We start from the raw sequence: 16,793 nt of genomic DNA on the forward strand, positions 1-16,793 counted from the left end.
ATGATGGACCAACAAAAACAGTCAACCCGGCCGAAGCCGGGTTGACTGTTTACCTGCAGCAACATGCCATGACGCGGCCCCCTGTCTGGTGCCGGTACAGCTATTACGCCAGGCGGAAGCGGCCTATGGTCTGACGCAGGCCGGCGGCCAGCTGGCTCAGTTCCAGGCAGGCACGGGCGGTGTGATCGGCCCCAACGGCAACCTCGTTGGAGGATTCGTTGATCCGCTCCACGTTGCGACCCAGCTCATCGGAGACCGCGTCCTGCTCGCCGCAGGCACTGGCGATCTGAATGGCCATGTCGGCGATCTGGGCGACCGCCTCCTCGATTTGCTGGATGCCGTCGCTGGTCTGCTCGCTCTGCTCCACGCACTGGCGGATCATCTCGCAGCTCTGGCCTGTCACCTCTTTGGCCTGGTTGGCACGGGCCTGCAGGGTTTCGATGATGGCGACGATCTCGCCGGTGGACGCCTGAGTGCGACCCGCCAGGGTACGCACCTCGTCAGCCACTACCGCAAAGCCGCGGCCCTGCTCGCCGGCACGGGCCGCCTCGATGGCGGCGTTGAGCGCCAGCAGGTTGGTCTGATCGGCGATGCCGCGGATCACGTCCACCACCACGTTGATCTGGGCGGATTCGCGCTCCAGTTCGGTGACCAGGGTACCGGCCTGTTCAATCTCTTCGGCAACCCGGGTGATGGCCATCAGCGAGCTCTGCACATCCTGATTACCGCGGCGTGCTAGGGCATTGGCGGAGCTGGCCGATTCAGACGCCGTCTCGGTGTTGCCTGCCACATCGGCCACGGTGGCCTTCATCTGGGCCATGGCGGTGGCAACCAGCGATATCTCCTGCTGCTGGCTCTGGATCCCCTGTGCCGACTGCTCGGAGACGGCGCTCACCTCTTCGATGGCGGCGCCCAGCTGGGTCACGGCCGCCACAACCTCTTCAATCAGACCGCGCAGGTTGTCCTGCATCTTGAGAGACGCCTTGGCCAGCATGCCCAGCTCGTCACGACCGATGTGCTGGCGATCCAGCTGATGGGTCAGATCGCCGGCGGCGATGGCGTTGGCCTGGGCAACCACGGCCTGCAGCGGCAGGCAGATCTGGCGGGTCAGGAACCAGGTCATGGCCACCATGAACAGCAGCAGGCTGCCGATGCTCACCATGGCAAAACTGGTCACCATGTTGACGCTGTCAAGCAGGCTGCCGCGGTTCTCTTTGACGAAACCGAGGTTCACTTCCACCAGGCCGTTGACCGCCTGTTCCAGCTCGCCATAAATGGGGTTGGACTGGAACAGCTGCACCTTGGCCTGCTCCAGCTGGCCCTGTGCCAGCAGTTGATCCACCAGATTGACCGAGTTCAGGTAGCGTTGCCACGCCTGCTTGGCGCCGTTGAACACCTGACGCTCATGGGCGGCACCGACCGTGGCCTCATAGCCCCGGAAGGCCTGCTCGACTTTCTGGACACTGGCCTGGATGCGGCCGCGACGCGCCTGCAGATCGGTGGCGTCATCCACCATCAGCAGGGCAAACTGGGCGCGGCGCACGTAGGATACGTCGTAAAGCAGGTTCTCGACCGAGAGCACGCTCGGCAGGGTGGAATCGGTAAAATTCAACACGCGATCGCGCACGCCGCGCAGTTCGCTGGAGAGAAAAATACCGAATATCACGTTGACGGCGGCAATGACCACAAAGACCACGGCAATCTTTTTGCCGATAGACAGATTTTTGTAAAACATGGTGGCTGGTGATCCTCGACTGCTGACAAGCAGGTGCACAGTGGCGATCACATCCGTATGAACTGGTAACCCGGGCTTTCCTGACGGGAGATGGGACGTTGCGAAAGACCAAGGGAAGGGTGGGTTTCGCGAGGGCGGCACTTTACCACAAACCTGCCTACTCCTTCACCAGCTTTCGCCGCAACAAAGCAAGTTGTTTTTCCATACAATCGGATCTTCGTCACAAACTATTCAAGACGACCAAATCATTTCAAATAGTTAGCCGATGAATGCAATCGATGCCCCGGCATGGACAAGTGAGGCCCGGCTCGCTGTAATGCAAGAGTCCCCGGATGGCGCAGCGCCATTCCTGCCGTCAAGCAAGAGAGGTGATCTTCATGGATAACGCGTCAGCCCTGCCCCTTTCCTCCTGGTCAGCCCAGCTGCGCGAGCAGCTGCGGGCACGCCCGGTGATCGCCATCGGCCTGTTCGTTGCTCTGGCGACCGTCGTGCTGTTGCTGCTGCAAAGCCTGGTGATGCTGGCCGCCGGCTACATCAGCCCCGGCGTTCGCTATGGCCTGATCGGTGGCCTGGCCGGCTTTGCCGCCACCGCGCTTGGCGCCCTGCCCGCCCTTTTTCTGCGCTCGGTTCCGCAACGGGTAGAAGACAGCATGCTGGGCTTTGCCGCCGGCATGATGCTGGCAGCCAGCGCCTTCTCCTTGCTGTTGCCGGGGCTCGAGGCGGCAGAGGGGATCACCGGCAACGGCTTTCTCGCCGCCGCCGTGGTGGTAGTCGGCATGACCCTCGGGGTACTCCTGATGTTGGGGCTCGATCAATTCACCCCCCATGAACACGACAAGACCGGCCCCTGCGGCCCCGGTCACGAGAGCTGCTCCCGGGTCTGGTTGTTCGTATTTGCCATCGCCCTGCACAACCTGCCGGAGGGGATGGCCATCGGGGTGAGCTTCTCGCAGGGGGACATGTCGGTGGGTCTGCCGCTCACCACCGCCATCGCGTTGCAAGACATTCCGGAAGGGCTGGCGGTGGCACTCGCCATGTGCGCCGCCGGTTTTCGGCCCGGCAAAGCCGTGCTGGTCGCTATCGGCAGCGGTCTGCTTGAGCCACTCGGGGCCCTGCTCGGCGTCGGCCTCTCCAGCGGGCTGGCCATCGCCTATCCCATCGGCCTCGGGCTGGCCGCCGGTGCCATGCTGTTCGTGGTCTCCCACGAGGTGATCCCGGAAACGCACCGCAACGGCCACCAGACCCACGCCACCCTGGGCCTGATGGCCGGGTTTGCGCTGATGATGACCCTGGATACGGCGCTTGGTTGATAAGGTTCTGATATATGGCGTAATGTTTCAGCACTAGCGCCGCGACATCCGCAGGCAACGTCGCATTTTCCCACGCATCGAGGGCCAGCATGACATGATATTCCGGGTGATGGTGCTGGGTTGTCTGCTAGCAGTCACTCACCGGGCCGTCAGCGCCACCGAGATTTATCGCACGGCGGCGCAGCCCGAGTCCGCCCCCAAATACACCCAGATGGCAGATGGCCGCATCGGGGGGCTCTGCGTCGAACTGTTTCGATTGATGGAGCAACAGGAGCCTGCCCTGCGCATCGAGGGGGATCAGCACTTTATCCCCCTCAAGCGGCTGGAAAAACGGGTGCGCTTCGGCCAGCTCGACTTCCTCTGCGGCGTGGGGGACAACCCGGTCCGCCGCAACCACTTCCTCTATCTGCAGCCCCCCATCTTCACCGTACACTACCACCTGGCGGTGCGCAGCGACGACCCGGTCGAGATCCACCACTGGGACGACGTCAGGGCGCTGGGTAATGCGGGGATCATCCTCGTCAATCACGGCAGTGGCGCCATCGAACGGCTGCAGGCCATACAGGGGCTCATCATCGACAGCGGCGGGAGCAGCAGCGCCGCCAACTACGACAAGCTGCTGATGAAGCGCGGACGCTTCGTCTACTACCGCTCACCCGGTATCGAAGCCGATCTGCAGCGCCATCACCTGAGCGACCAGATCCGCATCCTCCCCACCGCCATGGAGACCATCCCCTTCTACATCCTGTTTTACCAGCGCACCTCCCCTGCCCGCCTGGCCCTGTTTACCAGCACCCTGCAACGGTTGGCGGACCGCGGCGAGCTGGCCAGATTGGCCGAACGCTACCCTTGAGTGGATCTTCCCACCCACCAGCATCGGAATGCTCGGCGCCATCGCCAACTTTTGTTATGATCCACAACAACTTATTCGGCCAACTGGCCATCAAGACGAGGTAAGTGATGAAAGTAGGTATTATCGGCGCCATGGAACAGGAAGTGGCCCTGCTGCGCAGCCAGATGAGCAACCCGACCACCCTGCAACTGGGCGGCTGCGAGTTCTATCAGGGCACCCTGGCAGGCAAGGAGGTGATCCTGACCCGCTCCGGCATCGGTAAAGTTGCCGCCAGCGTTGCCACCAGCCTGCTGCTGGAAAAATTCGCCCCCGACTGCGTCATCAACACCGGCTCTGCCGGCGGCTTTGCCCAGGACCTGCATATCGGTGACGTGGTGATCGCCAGCGAGATGCGCTTCCACGATGTAGACGTGACCGCCTTTGGCTACGAGATGGGCCAGATGGCGCAGCAGCCTGCCGCCTTCCCCTGCGACGAGCGGCTCATCGCTGTCGCCCAGGCTTGCATCGCCGAGCAGGGCAAGCATCAGACCAAAGTCGGCCTCATCTGCACCGGCGATCAGTTCATGTGCAAGCCGGACGCCATCGCCAAGGCCCGCGCCGATTTCCCGCAGATGCTGGCGGTCGAGATGGAAGGGGCAGCCATCGGCCAGGTGTGCCACATGTTCAAGGTGCCCTATCTGGTGGTGCGTGCCATGTCCGACATCGCCGGCAAGGAACAGGTTGAATCCTTCGATGCCTTCATCGAGGTGGCCGGCAAGCACTCTGCCGAAGTGATCATCAAGATGCTCGGCAAGCTGTGATCCCACTCACCACACTGGAACAGATGGCCGCCACTCCGGCGGCCATCTTGCTCGGGGCCGCCCTGCTGGAGGCCATCGTGCCCTGGCCGGCCCACTATCGGCTCTCCGCCGTTGTGCCACTGCTGACCCGGCTGGGTCACAAGGTGTGTCGCCCCGATGGCGCCCCCGGTCAGCAATTGCAGGCCGGTCTGCTGGCCATGCTGATTGTCTGGCTGCCGTGCGCCGCCGGACTCTGGGCGGTGCGCAATCTCTCGCTCTCGGAGCCGCTGTTCGATCTGCTGTTTCTGCTGCTGATGCTGGAATCGCGTCCGCTGCGGGAGCTGGCCCGCGCCACTCGCGCGCTGACAGACCAGGATACCCTGGTGGTGGCCCGGTTGCAGGCGGCCCCCTGGCTCAGACGAGATACAGGTAAACTCTCCCTGATGGGGCTTGCCAAGGCGGTCAGCGAAAGCTGCGCCCTGCGCCTGATAGGACAGTGGGCCGGCCCTCTGCTGGGGTTCGCCCTGGCGGGTGTACAGGGGGCCCTGATGTGGCGCCTCGCCCAGTTGATGAATCAGGGCTGGAGCCCGAAACTGCCAGCCTTTGCCCACTTTGGCCGGGCCGCCGCCGTGCTCTATCAGGCCCTGTGTACCCCTGCCATCTTGTTGCTGGCGCTGCCCTTGTGCCTGACCCAGCTGCGCAAGCTGGCCAGCCGATTGCGTACAGCCATGCTCTGGCCCTACCCCGCCATGGGAATACTGCTGGCGCTGCTCTCCGGCTCGCTGGGCTGCAAGCTCGGTGGCCCCCGTTACTATCAGGGCAGATTGATCCGTTTTCCCGTGTTTGACGCCGCCGCCGAGCCGGATGCCGGTACGGCCCTGCGCCTGCTCAACCGCCTGCAGCAAACCGGTTGGGGCTGGCTGGCGCTGGCATTGCTGCTCACTGTTCTGGAGCACCTGCATGGCTAGATGGCTCACCCTGCTCTGCCTGTTGTGCATGTCACCCGTCCTGCTGGCTGGCACGCCTGCACGCATCGTCAGCCTCACCCCCCACCTGACCGAACTGCTGTTTGCCATCGGCGCAGGGGATCGCATCGTGGCTACCGATGATGCCTCCGATTATCCGCCCGAGGTCAAACGCCTGCCCCAGGTGGCCAACTACCGCAGCATCAATCTGGAAGCCCTGCTGGCCCAGAAACCCGACCTGATCGTCGCCTGGCGCTCCGCCCAATCCCGCATGCTGGCCCCCATCGAGCAGTTGGGGATCCCGGTGTTCTATTCAGAACCGACCGACTTTGCCTCCCTCGCCACCGAGATGCGGGCCTTGGGAAAAACATTGGGGGTGGAAAAAACCGCCAATGCCGAGGCCGACGCCTATCTCGCCCGCCTGACCGCCCTTGGCCAGCGCTACGGCAAACCCAAGCATATCAAGGTGTTCTACCAGCTCTGGTATCCACCGCTGACCAGCGTCAGCGGCAATGCCTGGCCCGCCCAGGCCATCGAGTTGTGTGGCGGGGATAACCTGATGGCGGATGCCCGCACTCCTTATCCCCATGTCAGCCTGGAGCAGGTGATCAAGGCCAATCCGGCGTTGATCCTGGCAGGGAGTCAAGACGCTGACGCCCTGCGCCACTGGCAACAGTGGCCCATGGTGGATGCCGTTCGCCACCAGCGTCTGCAACTCATCAACTCGGATGAGCTGCACCGTTTCACCCCGAGAGCACTCAATGCGGTAGAGCAGATATGCCGGGCCATCGCAGACGTACAGTAACCGCGCCTGTAAAGCCCGCAGCTCATCACTCGTACAATAAAAAAACACCGGCGTAGGCCGGTGTTTTTTATTCAGCAAACATGTGATGAGGTATAGCCGTTACTTCTGCTTGAAGATATCCAGTCCGACGAAGTAGACGGAATCGTGTCGCTGGAAGGCATCGGCATAAATCGGCTTTGCATCGTCGAAGAACCGCTCGAGTATCGCCTCGGCCTCTTTCACCTTGGCTTCGAACTTGTCAGGCGTTGCGTCAATCAGGGTCATCATCAAGCCGATGATGTTGGCGTAGAAATAGTTCATCGAGCCGATCAAGACACGGTAGAGATGGCAATCACGGCTCATCAGCAAATAGAGCAGATAGTCGTGGTGACGCTGCATCATGGCCAGTATGTCATTGTGCTCGAATTTGACCGTCTGCCAGTCGGTACGCAACTTCTCCAGCAGATCGTCAAACAGCGTCACATTGAGCGCGGCAGTAAAATCCACGCTGGCCATGTCGAACGGCTGGAAGCTGCGCGCCATCAGCTCATCAAGCAAGGCGATCTTGTCCAGCTCCGGGCTGCTGATGTGCAAGGCGTCGACCCCTTGAGGGATGGCGCCTTCAATGTAGGCCCCATCACTGCAATTCAGACAGCGCATATCCGGATGGCTTGTCAGCACACGCGTCATGTTATGGATTGCCAGACCAAACAGATGATTGATCCGCACTTCCCCGCCAAAATTGCCCGGGGCCGGGAAAGTATCTTTCAGATTCTCGTCGTACTTGGCTTCTCTCTTCTCGTTGTAATAGAGACTCAGAGTGGAGTGATGCTTGTCTGCGTACTTGTAGCCATTGTCTATTCCGAACAGGTATACCTGTTTGAACCCGAGCAACGCCGCATAATTGAGGCCGGTGTTGCCAACGAAGGGGTTGGAGAATTCAATGGACTCATACTCGAAAGCCTGACCAAACCGGCTGACCAGCATGGCAAACATGGGCTCGTTGGGCTTGAAGGTCAGCCCCGTCTTGCGGAAGAAGGTCTTGCACTCGGGGTGGATCACGTCAACGCTGAGGAAGACCGCATCCTTGAGGAAGTCGTCCGCATTGAGGATGCGCAGGAAATCCGCCGAGCTCTTGGTGCGCTCCACTGCTACATAGATGTCCGGTTTGATACCCGCCTTGTGCAGCGCACTGACGGCCGTGCCGCAGGCAATGATGATGGCTTGCCGTTGATGCTGCCGGATGAAGTCGATGCTCTGATCCAGCGACGGTCCGTTACCGACCACGAATACCGGCACCTGCTCGACCAGCGAGGTATCCCGCTCTCGCTTCAGGAAAGGCGTGCCATCCTGCAGATGGGTGTGACTGTGGGCCAGCGCATAAATATTGTCATCGAAAAAGCCCCAGCCCGTCTTGAGCAGATACAGCTCACCCTCGGCCTTGTCGATCAAGGCATGCAGCTTGGGTGAGTGGTAATGACAAAACGAGAAATAGCTCGCCGACCAGAATGCACCTTTGCGATGCAGCGCCTCCATCATGTCGGCAACCAGCAGCTGTTCGTCGACACCGATGAACAGGTGCAGACTCAGCGACTCCTGATCCATGTATTCGAGCAACTTGTGCCAATCGAAGCAATAGAGCGAGGCATAGAACATATCGAGGTCGGGCTCGAAGGCAAACAGATTCCGAACCCGGCACCGCTCATACAGGTAGCCCAGCTGATAACCCAGTCCGATCCCGTACATGAAGGACAAGGGAATATCGGCATCCAGCACCTTGCGAAGCGGCAAGCCTTCCAGCGACACATTCTCCTTGAGTTTGGAGATGGCATTGTTGTAAGCGATATGAATCTGGCCTTCCAGATGCCACTGAGGCACGAAGTCGATACATTGCAATACGCTATGTTCGATCACCTCGGCAATCTGGGCCTGTGCTTCGGCAAAGGGATCATCGCCATAGAGGGCGACATCATCGTCCAGCCAAAGAACATTTGGAACGCCGTTCTCATTGCAGAAAAAGCGGAAGGGTCTGACCGGCTGATACTCTTTGAAAAATGCATGTATTCCGGGCATATATTTTTCAAAGGCAGCCATATTGAGTTCATGGCGAACGGGCAGCACCTCCAGCATGGCGGCTTCCTGCTCTTTCTGCCTGGCTAGACGGGAGAGCTCATGCTCGGCATCTTTGATGTTCTTGTTAAAATCCATTCGGTACTCAACCCGCATTCATCTTGTAAAGGCCCGCCACACGACCGGCCTTGGAAAATTGGCGCAATTCATCCTCTGCCAGATGTCTCGCATTCGTTATCAGCGCATGGATCATGTGAAACTGAGACAGGGCTTGCTGCTGCTCTGCATTAAGATGACTGTCAGCGGGGATATGCTCGAAAACCTCGTTCAGGGCAGCGAGATAGTGCTCCATTTGCACTTCCGCTGCCACCAGCTCATTTTGCTCCAACAGCAACCGCAAGCGGCTGCCGTGGTTCATCAAGCCGGACAGCTTGGCATCATTCATTCCGCACGACCCGCTTTTTGCTGGGCAATGGCCTTATCGCGCTCCTCGACCGGAATCGCATCCCAGCCACTCTTGACCGTCAGCATCAGGTTCATCACCTCGTCGATGGCGGCCATGTCCATATCACGACTGGCATCCATCATGCGCACCTTCATGTAGTCGTAGAGCGCAAACAGGTCTTCCGGCACCTTGCCATAAGAGAGGTCCAGCGAGTCCTGCAAACCGTTGATAATGGCCATGGTTTTGGAGATGGACTGGGACTTGGCTTCGAAATCACGACGTTCGATGGCCCCACGGGCCTGGGCAAGACGCTCGAGGCAACCTTGCATCAACAGCTGGATCACCCGGTAGGGATCCGCCACCGCCAGCTCGGACTGCAGATTCTGGGTGGTGTAAGCCTTGATATTTTTCCGATACATAAGAGGCACGGCTCCTGACTACGTATTAATTCGTTTTGGTATTGAGCAGATTCAGATAAGAGGCCGACTTGTTCATCTTGGCCAGCATGCTGTCCAGGCTGCCATAACGGGCCCGCAAGGTCTCCTGATACTTGGTCAGCTGGGCGGTAACATCCGACTCCTTGCGGCTTACTTCGCGCAGATCGGAATTGAGCGAATCTTCCCGCTTGGCCAGCAGGCCGCCGGTCTTGGAGTAGGTTTCCAGCTGGCTGGCCAGCTTGCCTGCCACCCCATCCTTGCCGCCAAACACCGCAACCACCTGATCAAAGTTTTTGTCGATGGCCTCGCTGAACTTGGTATCGTCGATGGACAATACCCCCTTGTTGTCCATCTTGATACCCATCTGGAAAATCGTTGAATAGGTAGACGATTTTTTGGAGGGTTCGGTGATGAGGCCGTTCATCATGTTGACCACGGCACGCGTCGTCGCATCACCTGCCAATGCACCGCCATCATTCTGGCTTTTCCCTGCCACGATCGAGTTGCGCTTGCCAAGATCATTGCTCTTCTTCACCAGCGCGTTGTAACCGTCGACAAAGCTCTTGACCATGTCCTTGATGCCGGCCTTGTCGGTGGTCACATCGACCTTGTTCGAGCTGTAGGTCTTGACCGGATTGCCGTTGGTGTCGGTGGTGGTCGTGCTATCCGACTCTCTGAGCACGGTCAGTTTGAGCCCGACTATGGTGCCATCGAAGGTATTGGTCGCACTGGTCAGGGTGTTGCCATCTACCTTGATCTTGGCATCCTGAGCGCTCTGGCTCTTGGTCAATTTGGACACCAGGTTGTCGGTCAACTCAGTGGTGCTGCCGGTGATCTGCAGATCCTTGCCGTCGCCGCTGACCCCTGAGTCGATCATCAGCTTGGATTTGCCATCTGAGGTATTCATGATGTTGACGCTCAGACCGAAGTTGTCAGCGTCATTGTTGATCCGCTTGCGAATGGACTGCAGCGAGTCACCCGCTTTGACATCCACATCGAAGGTCTTGTCGCCAGCCTTGAACGTCAGTTTCCCGTCCTGAGTGATGAGGGGGGTCGTCGACGAGTCGAAGGTGCCGTCAAATTTACTGGACTTCGCCAATTGTTCGACGCTGATGTCATATTGACCGTTGGAGGCCCCCGCCTTGCTCTCCACCTTGAGCACGGGTTTGTCCTTGTCCTGGGTAATGTTGATGGAGCGCTTGTTGAACGCATCATCCTTCGCCATGGCTTGCAGAGTGGTCACGAACGAGGCGATGGCAGACTTCAGCTGCCCCACACCGGAGAGAGTGATTTGAGTGTTGGTCTTCTTGGTGGTGATGGGCTGCATCAGTTGTGCCTTTTTGGCATCGACACTGGCAGCAATCACTGACTCCAAATCGAGTCCGGAGCCGGCACCGGCAGACGTAATGGTGGGCATACTCTCTCTCCTCTTAATTTTTTCGTATCAGATCTCGTTATCGAGCAGCAACCCGACCCGCGAACCGCCGCCGGATACATCGCCCTCACGCAGATCCTTGATCCGCTTGCTGATGGCCAGCAGCTCCTCGCTCGGGATCTGCCGGATCATTGACTTGGTCTCGGCGTCCACCACCTTGATAACCACCTGATCCAGATCCTTCTCAACACTGAAATTGACAGTCCAGCCTTGCAACTTGCTGAACTCTTGCAAGTTTTGCACCTCATTTTCAATATCGGCATTGGATACGTCCTGTTTGGCGGTTTTATCACCAGCCAGAGCATCCTGCTGTTTTTTCACATCCTGTTGTGCCGTCACCCGCTGCTCTTCCGTCGTGCCAGATAGCACTTGAGCGGCCGATTGGCCGCTCTTGCTACTTGACTGAAGAGAAGAAGGAGTGACCGATGACGGGATCCCAATTTCATTGGCCATATCGTCGCTCCTTTTCCTATCTCATCACTGCTGTTCTGTTAGCCCAGCAGGGACAGAGCAGATTGCGGTCTTTGGTTGGCTTGCGCCAGGATGCTGGACGCTGCCTGTTGCAGAATGTTCTGCTTGGTCAGGTTGGCTGTCTCGGTCGCAAAGTCTGCGTCACGGATACGAGAACGTGCGGCGCTCAGGTTTTCAGAGACGTTGGACTGGTTGCGGATAGTGGAATCAAACCTGTTCTGTACCGCACCCAGCTCCGCCCGCTTGCTGTCAACCGCCTTGATCATGAAGTCAAGGTTGGCCATGGCCAGCTGAGCCGAACTTGCTGCCTTGATGCTGCTGACGCTGGTAGAAGTCACCGCTGACGTACCCTTCGTCACTTTGTAAGGCTCGCCAGTGGCGCTGGTCGCAACGGTCGCGCTGCCCTTGGTGGACGCCGCAATCCCGCTGATGGTAAACGCGGAGGTCATCTTGAAGGTGATGGTCTGACCGGCGTCAGCCCCTACCTGGAATGAACCCTTGTAGTTCCCATCCAGCAGTTTTTGCCCACCAAAGGTGGTGTCGTTGGAGATCCGGTTGATCTCGGTGGTCAGCTGGTCAAATTCTTGCTGCAATGCAGTACGGTCATCGGTGTTGTTGGAGCCGTTGGCGGATTGCTGTGCCAGCGTGCGCATGCGTTGCAGCATGCTGGTCACTTCATCCATGGCCCCTTCAGCCGTTTGCGCGACGGAAATACCGTCGTTGGCGTTGCGGTTACCTTGGTCCAAGCCGTTGATCTGGGAGGTCAAACGGTTGGAGATCTGCAAACCGGCAGCATCGTCCTTGGCGGTGTTGATACGCAGACCGGAAGCCAGTCTGGTATAGGACGTATCCAGGGACTTGTTGGTGTTCATCAGGTTACGCTGGGCGTTCAGTGATGAAGTATTCGTGTTGATGTACATGGCCATAAAATATTCTCCCGAAGAACATGCGACTGCGGGTTGCACCGCCAAAGCGGCGTCCCACCGTTAGAAGAACAGGTTGAACGAGCCTGATTCTTCTGGCGGGTGTCTGTTTGAACGGACAGGTCACCCGCAGTAGTGCAAACGTTGGATTCCGAACACCCCTCGATTGCTTCACTTTATTTAACGGCAGCGCAGCGACAAGCTTTAGGAAAATAATTGCCGAAGGCGGCAAGTTTTATCCGGCAAGCGGCAAGGTGACGGCAGGCCATCCCCGGTGAGCAGGACCAGGACCTAAAGCCGGCGTGACAGAGATGAACTCTGAGGGTTGGCACAGTTTGTGCTTTGATATGAGGGAGTGGCGTCAATTTGACGGCACAATAAAAAGAGGCCGGAAGATCCGGCCTAAAACGAGCATACGCTCAGGAGAATATGACCAAGCGTGACAGAACTGAACAGCTGTACAACACTTGGCTTTACTAGTAGAGAATAGATTCTCTCCCGATAGAACAGAGTGCGAACCGAACACCCCTTTGTTCCATCTCTTGACCAGGGCGGCCTGAACAACCGCCCTGTTTTCTTTTATCAGCCCTGCAGCAGGGAGAGTGCTGACTGCGGACGCTGGTTTGCCTGAGACAGTATGGTCGAGGCTGCCTGTTGCAGAATGTTCTGCTTGGTCAGGTTGGCGGTCTCGGTCGCGAAGTCTGCGTCGCGGATCCGTGAACGGGCGGCACTGACGTTTTCAGAGACGTTCGCCTGGTTGCGAATGGTCGAATCGAACCGGTTCTGCACCGCACCCAGTTCGGCACGCTTGCTATCCACCACTTTAATCATGTAATCCAGGTTGGCCATGGCCGACTGGGCAGAGCTTGCCGCCGTAATGGTCGACATGCTGGTAGAACTCACCGGCGTACCTGCAGTTTTTGTAATTTTATAAGGCTCGCCCGAAGTAGTGGTCGTCACAGCCGCACTGCCGCTGGTCGCGGACGCCATGCCAGAGATGCTGAAGGCAGTGGTCATCCGGAACGTGATGGTCTGACCGGCATCGGCACCGACCTGGAAGGAGCCCACATAACCGCCCTTGAGCAGATTCTGGCCACCGAAGGTGGTGTCTTTGGCTACCCGGTCTATTTCAGTCATCAGCTGAGTGTACTCTTGCTGCAACGCGGTACGGTCATCCGTGTTGTTGGAGCCGTTGGCAGACTGCTGGGCCAGGGTACGCATCCGTTGCAGCATGGAAGTAATTTCATCCATGGCGCCTTCGGCGGTCTGGGCGACGGAGATACCGTCGTTGGCGTTGCGGTTGCCCTGATCCAGACCATTGATCTGGGAGGTCAAACGGTTGGAAATCTGCAGACCGGCGGCATCGTCTTTGGCGCTGTTGATGCGCAGACCGGATGCCAGACGGGTGTAGGATGTATCCAGAGATTTGTTGGTGTTCATCAGGTTACGCTGGGCGTTAAGCGATGAAACGTTCGTATTGATATAAAGACCCATGACTATTCTCCTAAGCTATTAAATTTACTATTTAATTTGCTCGAACTTTATTGTCTTTCCTGTTCGATGCTTCTTATTTAACGGCCTCTTTTTCGATGTCTTTAGCATTATTTTCAACGCTTCATCGCATTAACGCCGCTTACCCTATATATCGGCATGTTCCGGCTGAACTTGAGGAAAAAAGTGCCCTGTTTTGCTCATTGAATTCATCGGGCTTGCGACAACGGGCCGGGCGCAGGGCTACATCCACCTCCCCTGCAACATGACGCCGCTCAGATGCATCGCGCTGGCTGGCGCCAGCGCGGCCGAGAAAAACTTGGTCTGGCTCCCACTTCTTGCAGGCAGCCATTGGTCAGACGCCGCAATCCCCCCTAAAATCGCGGCCCCATCAACAATTGGACGTGAGTTGTTCTCCATGCAGACACTGGTTGAGCAGATTGTTTACATCAGCGACATGTTTGGTACTGCGGTATTCGCGTTTTCGGGCGTACTGGTGGCGGGCCGTCTCAGGATGGACGGTTTTGGCGTCATGGTGTTGGCAGCGGTCACCGCCATCGGCGGCGGCACCATCCGTGACATGATCCTGGGGGCTACCCCGGTATTCTGGGTACGTGACCCCCTCTACATCTGGGTGGTGATCGCCACGGCACTCATCGGCATGTGGATGGTCAAGCTGCCCCGTCGCATGCCCTGGTACGTGTTGCCGGTCGCCGACGCCTTCGGGCTGGCGCTCTTTACCGTGATCGGAGCACAAAAAGCCCTCAACTTTGGTACATCGGGGCTGATCGCCGTATTGATGGGCACCATGACAGGGGTGGCCGGCGGCATGATCAGGGACGTGCTGGCCCGGGAGGTGCCCATGGTGCTGCAAAAGGAGATCTATGCCACCGCCTGCATCCTGGGGGGGATCCTCTATACCCTGGCGCTGGAGATAGACGTGGATCGGGTGACCGCCATGCTCATCTGCATGACGGCGGTGTTTGGTTTACGGGTGGCCGCCATCTACTGGCATCTGTCACTGCCTACCTTCTCGCTGCAGCGCAATTGACCTCACAACCGGCGTCAGGTCGCACTCCCGGCCCGGTTGCGTTGAACCAAGCAGGCTTTTCTGTTGTCATAGGATGCAGTGTTGTAAGCCGGAATCCCTCATGCAAAAACTTGGACTCATCGCATCACTGTTACTGATGAATGTGGCAACGGCGCAGGCTGAAGCCCAGGTACTGTTTGGTCGGCTCGCGTCCACCCCGGTGCAGCAGTTCAACCAGCAGATCCGTCAGGCAAGCACCGCCCAGCAGAGCTGGGTCAATGACTATCGTGAAGTGGCCCTGCGTTTCGTCGGCCACAGCGACATACCCAGTCGCATCCAGGCGCAGCAGCTGGACAACGATCTGGTACTCTCGGTCGCCCTCGATGGCACCAAGAGCGACATGATCTACATCCTGACCCTGTTTCGCAGCAACAACCTGTGGCAGATGCGCCAAGCGGAAATGGGATGGCGCTGCCAGGGGCAGTCCACCTTTACCCCGGTCCCCTGCCCTTGAGCCTCAACCTGCAAGTGAAATAAAAAAATCCGGCACATTGGCCGGATTTTTTATGCACGCTTGAAGGTCACCTTACGGGCGGTACACCTTGACGTTGGCAAAGCCCTTCTCCTTCAAATAGAGCGCCTGCAGCTTGCTCATCACGCCGCGATCGCAGTAGAGCAGGTAGGTCTTCTCTTTCGGCAGATCGCCAAAGGCGGTGGCCAGCTTGAAGAAGGGGATATGCATGACCTCACGCCCTTCCACCAGCAACGGCTTCTCATCGTGCTCATCCATGGAGCGGATATCCAGGATCACCTCGTTGTCACCGCTCTCGGCGGTAGTCTCCACTTCCTGCACTTCGGCAGCAGTCTCTTCACCGATACGACGAATGTCGAGGTAACGTGCCTCGGCCACCACCTTGTCCAGAATGGCGAAGTCGAAGTTGCCCTCTTCCTCTTCAATACGGGCCAGATCGGCCTTCACGGTCGGCTTCTTGGAGATGACGCCGCAATACTCCGGCATGGTCTCGGCAAACTCCAGGGTGCCGATGCGGCGAGCTTCACTGATGATGTCCGGCTTGTCCCAGGTGATGAGCGGGCGCAGGATCACCTTGTCGGTCACCCGGTCGATGACATTCAGGTTGGTGAGGGTCTGGCTGGAGACCTGACCCACGCACTCGCCGGTCACCAGCGCCGGGATCTGGAACTCGTCGGCCACCTTGGCGGCGGCGCGCATCATCATCCGCTTGAGCACCACGCCCATCTGACCGTTGTCGATCTTCTCGAGGATCTCGGCCACCACAGGCTCGAAGTCCACTGCGGTGAAACGCACCCGGTGGGAAGAGCCGAAGCGGTTCCACAGGTGATAGGCCACCTGCTTGACACCGATCTCGTGAGCGGCACCACCCAGATTGAAGAAGCAGTAGTGCACCCGGCAGCCGCGCTTGATGAATTGGAAGGAGGCCACGCCCGAGTCAAAACCGCCGGAGATGAGGCTCAGCACATCTTCCTGGGTGGCGATAGGCATGCCGCTCAGCCCCTGGTGGATGGCGCTGACGATGAAGAGCTCTTCGCCGTCGATCTCGAGGTTGATCTTCACGTCCGGGTTCTTGAGGCGCACGCCGTTGCTCACGCAGTGCTGGTTCAGGCCGCCGCCCACGTAGCGCTCGATCTCCAGCGAGGAGAACTCGTGCTTGCCGTGGCGCTTGGCGCGCACGCAGAAGGTCTTGCCCTCGAGCTGGTCACCCCACACGGCTTTCACCTGCTCGAAGATTTCGTGCAGGTCGGTAAACTTGCTGGCTTGCACCTCGAGGAAGGCCTGAATGCCGGGAATGCAGGCCAGGGCTTCGATGGCCTGTTCACGGAACTGGTCATTGCGGGAGCTCACGATCAGCTTGTCCCAATCCATCCGCACCCGGGCATCGTCGTCGAAGCGGCGCAGGACATTGCGGATATTGCCCTGCAGGATCTTGATAAAGCGCTGGCGCACCGACTTGCTCTTGATGGTGATTTCCGGGAACAGCTTGATAATGAACTTCATGGTAATGACTCGGGTGACCTTGATTTAAGG

The 16,793-nt window shown here is 58.5% G+C and carries 16 protein-coding genes; 7 read left to right on the top strand and 9 right to left on the bottom strand.

All coding sequences use genetic code 11. The features are described 5' to 3' along the window. Positions 1 to 103 precede the first annotated feature (103 nt). Positions 104 to 1,735 carry a methyl-accepting chemotaxis protein gene (locus tag AB5Y81_RS05345; protein ID WP_279484507.1) on the bottom strand — a complete coding sequence of 544 codons (1,632 nt, stop codon included), beginning with the start codon at positions 1,733 to 1,735 and terminating at the stop codon, positions 104 to 106. Between the two features lie 377 nt (positions 1,736 to 2,112). Between AB5Y81_RS05345 and AB5Y81_RS05350 the strand changes: the two genes are divergently transcribed. The 5 genes from AB5Y81_RS05350 to AB5Y81_RS05370 all read left to right on the top strand — a co-directional run bounded on the left by AB5Y81_RS05350 (position 2,113) and on the right by AB5Y81_RS05370 (position 6,447). Next, entirely contained in the window at positions 2,113 to 3,045 is a 933-nt protein-coding gene (locus AB5Y81_RS05350) for a ZIP family metal transporter (protein WP_279484508.1), read from the top strand. Between the two features lie 94 nt (positions 3,046 to 3,139). Further along, positions 3,140 to 3,898, top strand: a complete 759-nt coding sequence (locus AB5Y81_RS05355; RefSeq protein WP_279484509.1) for an ABC transporter substrate-binding protein — start codon at positions 3,140 to 3,142, stop codon at positions 3,896 to 3,898. 107 nt (positions 3,899 to 4,005) lie between these two features. Then, positions 4,006 to 4,698 (top strand): 5'-methylthioadenosine/S-adenosylhomocysteine nucleosidase, encoded by a 693-nt coding sequence (gene mtnN / locus AB5Y81_RS05360; RefSeq protein ID WP_005299680.1) that lies wholly within the window; start codon positions 4,006 to 4,008, stop codon positions 4,696 to 4,698. Further along, positions 4,695 to 5,645: a cobalamin biosynthesis protein gene (locus AB5Y81_RS05365; protein WP_279484510.1), complete on the top strand. Its 951-nt coding sequence runs from the start codon at positions 4,695 to 4,697 to the stop codon at positions 5,643 to 5,645. Before mtnN ends, AB5Y81_RS05365 begins: the two co-directional genes overlap by 4 nt. Beyond that, positions 5,638 to 6,447 (top strand): cobalamin-binding protein, encoded by an 810-nt coding sequence (locus AB5Y81_RS05370; RefSeq protein WP_279484511.1) that lies wholly within the window; start codon positions 5,638 to 5,640, stop codon positions 6,445 to 6,447. Before AB5Y81_RS05365 ends, AB5Y81_RS05370 begins: the two co-directional genes overlap by 8 nt. A gap of 99 nt (positions 6,448 to 6,546) precedes the next feature. On the opposite strand, the gene AB5Y81_RS05375 is transcribed toward AB5Y81_RS05370, so the two are convergent. The 7 genes from AB5Y81_RS05375 to flaA form a co-directional block, all read right to left on the bottom strand. Next, a complete protein-coding gene (locus AB5Y81_RS05375) occupies positions 6,547 to 8,634 on the bottom strand; it encodes a 6-hydroxymethylpterin diphosphokinase MptE-like protein (RefSeq protein ID WP_279484512.1) in 2,088 nt (695 codons plus the stop codon). Positions 8,635 to 8,641: 7 nt separating this feature from the next. After that, complete coding sequence (locus tag AB5Y81_RS05380; protein WP_279484513.1) at positions 8,642 to 8,941, bottom strand: hypothetical protein; 300 nt, start codon at positions 8,939 to 8,941, stop codon at positions 8,642 to 8,644. Continuing rightward, positions 8,938 to 9,360 carry a flagellar export chaperone FliS gene (fliS, locus tag AB5Y81_RS05385; protein ID WP_010634331.1) on the bottom strand — a complete coding sequence of 141 codons (423 nt, stop codon included), beginning with the start codon at positions 9,358 to 9,360 and terminating at the stop codon, positions 8,938 to 8,940. The genes AB5Y81_RS05380 and fliS overlap by 4 nt, the downstream gene beginning before the upstream one ends. 25 nt (positions 9,361 to 9,385) lie before the next feature. After that, positions 9,386 to 10,795: a flagellar filament capping protein FliD gene (gene fliD / locus AB5Y81_RS05390; protein ID WP_017765940.1), complete on the bottom strand. Its 1,410-nt coding sequence runs from the start codon at positions 10,793 to 10,795 to the stop codon at positions 9,386 to 9,388. 27 nt (positions 10,796 to 10,822) lie between these two features. Then, positions 10,823 to 11,266, bottom strand: coding sequence for a flagellar protein FlaG (locus AB5Y81_RS05395; protein ID WP_017786670.1), 444 nt, complete (start codon positions 11,264 to 11,266; stop codon positions 10,823 to 10,825). Positions 11,267 to 11,304: 38 nt separating this feature from the next. Beyond that, a complete protein-coding gene (gene flaB / locus AB5Y81_RS05400) occupies positions 11,305 to 12,210 on the bottom strand; it encodes a flagellin B (protein WP_005299664.1) in 906 nt (301 codons plus the stop codon). 579 nt (positions 12,211 to 12,789) lie between these two features. Then, positions 12,790 to 13,701, bottom strand: coding sequence for a flagellin A (flaA, locus tag AB5Y81_RS05405; protein WP_010634334.1), 912 nt, complete (start codon positions 13,699 to 13,701; stop codon positions 12,790 to 12,792). 415 nt (positions 13,702 to 14,116) lie between these two features. On the opposite strand from flaA, the gene AB5Y81_RS05410 reads away from it, so the two are divergent. After that, positions 14,117 to 14,749: a trimeric intracellular cation channel family protein gene (locus AB5Y81_RS05410; RefSeq protein WP_017779902.1), complete on the top strand. Its 633-nt coding sequence runs from the start codon at positions 14,117 to 14,119 to the stop codon at positions 14,747 to 14,749. 100 nt (positions 14,750 to 14,849) lie between these two features. Further along, a complete protein-coding gene (locus AB5Y81_RS05415; RefSeq protein WP_005299659.1) occupies positions 14,850 to 15,242 on the top strand; it encodes a hypothetical protein in 393 nt (130 codons plus the stop codon). A 72-nt stretch (positions 15,243 to 15,314) separates the two neighbouring features. Here the strand turns inward: AB5Y81_RS05415 and thiI are convergent, their stop codons facing one another. Continuing rightward, positions 15,315 to 16,763, bottom strand: coding sequence for a tRNA uracil 4-sulfurtransferase ThiI (thiI, locus tag AB5Y81_RS05420; protein WP_279484514.1), 1,449 nt, complete (start codon positions 16,761 to 16,763; stop codon positions 15,315 to 15,317). Positions 16,764 to 16,793 lie beyond the last annotated feature (30 nt).

The organism is Aeromonas sp. s2 (genome assembly GCF_040907935.1).
Lineage (GTDB): Bacteria > Pseudomonadota > Gammaproteobacteria > Enterobacterales > Aeromonadaceae > Aeromonas > Aeromonas dhakensis.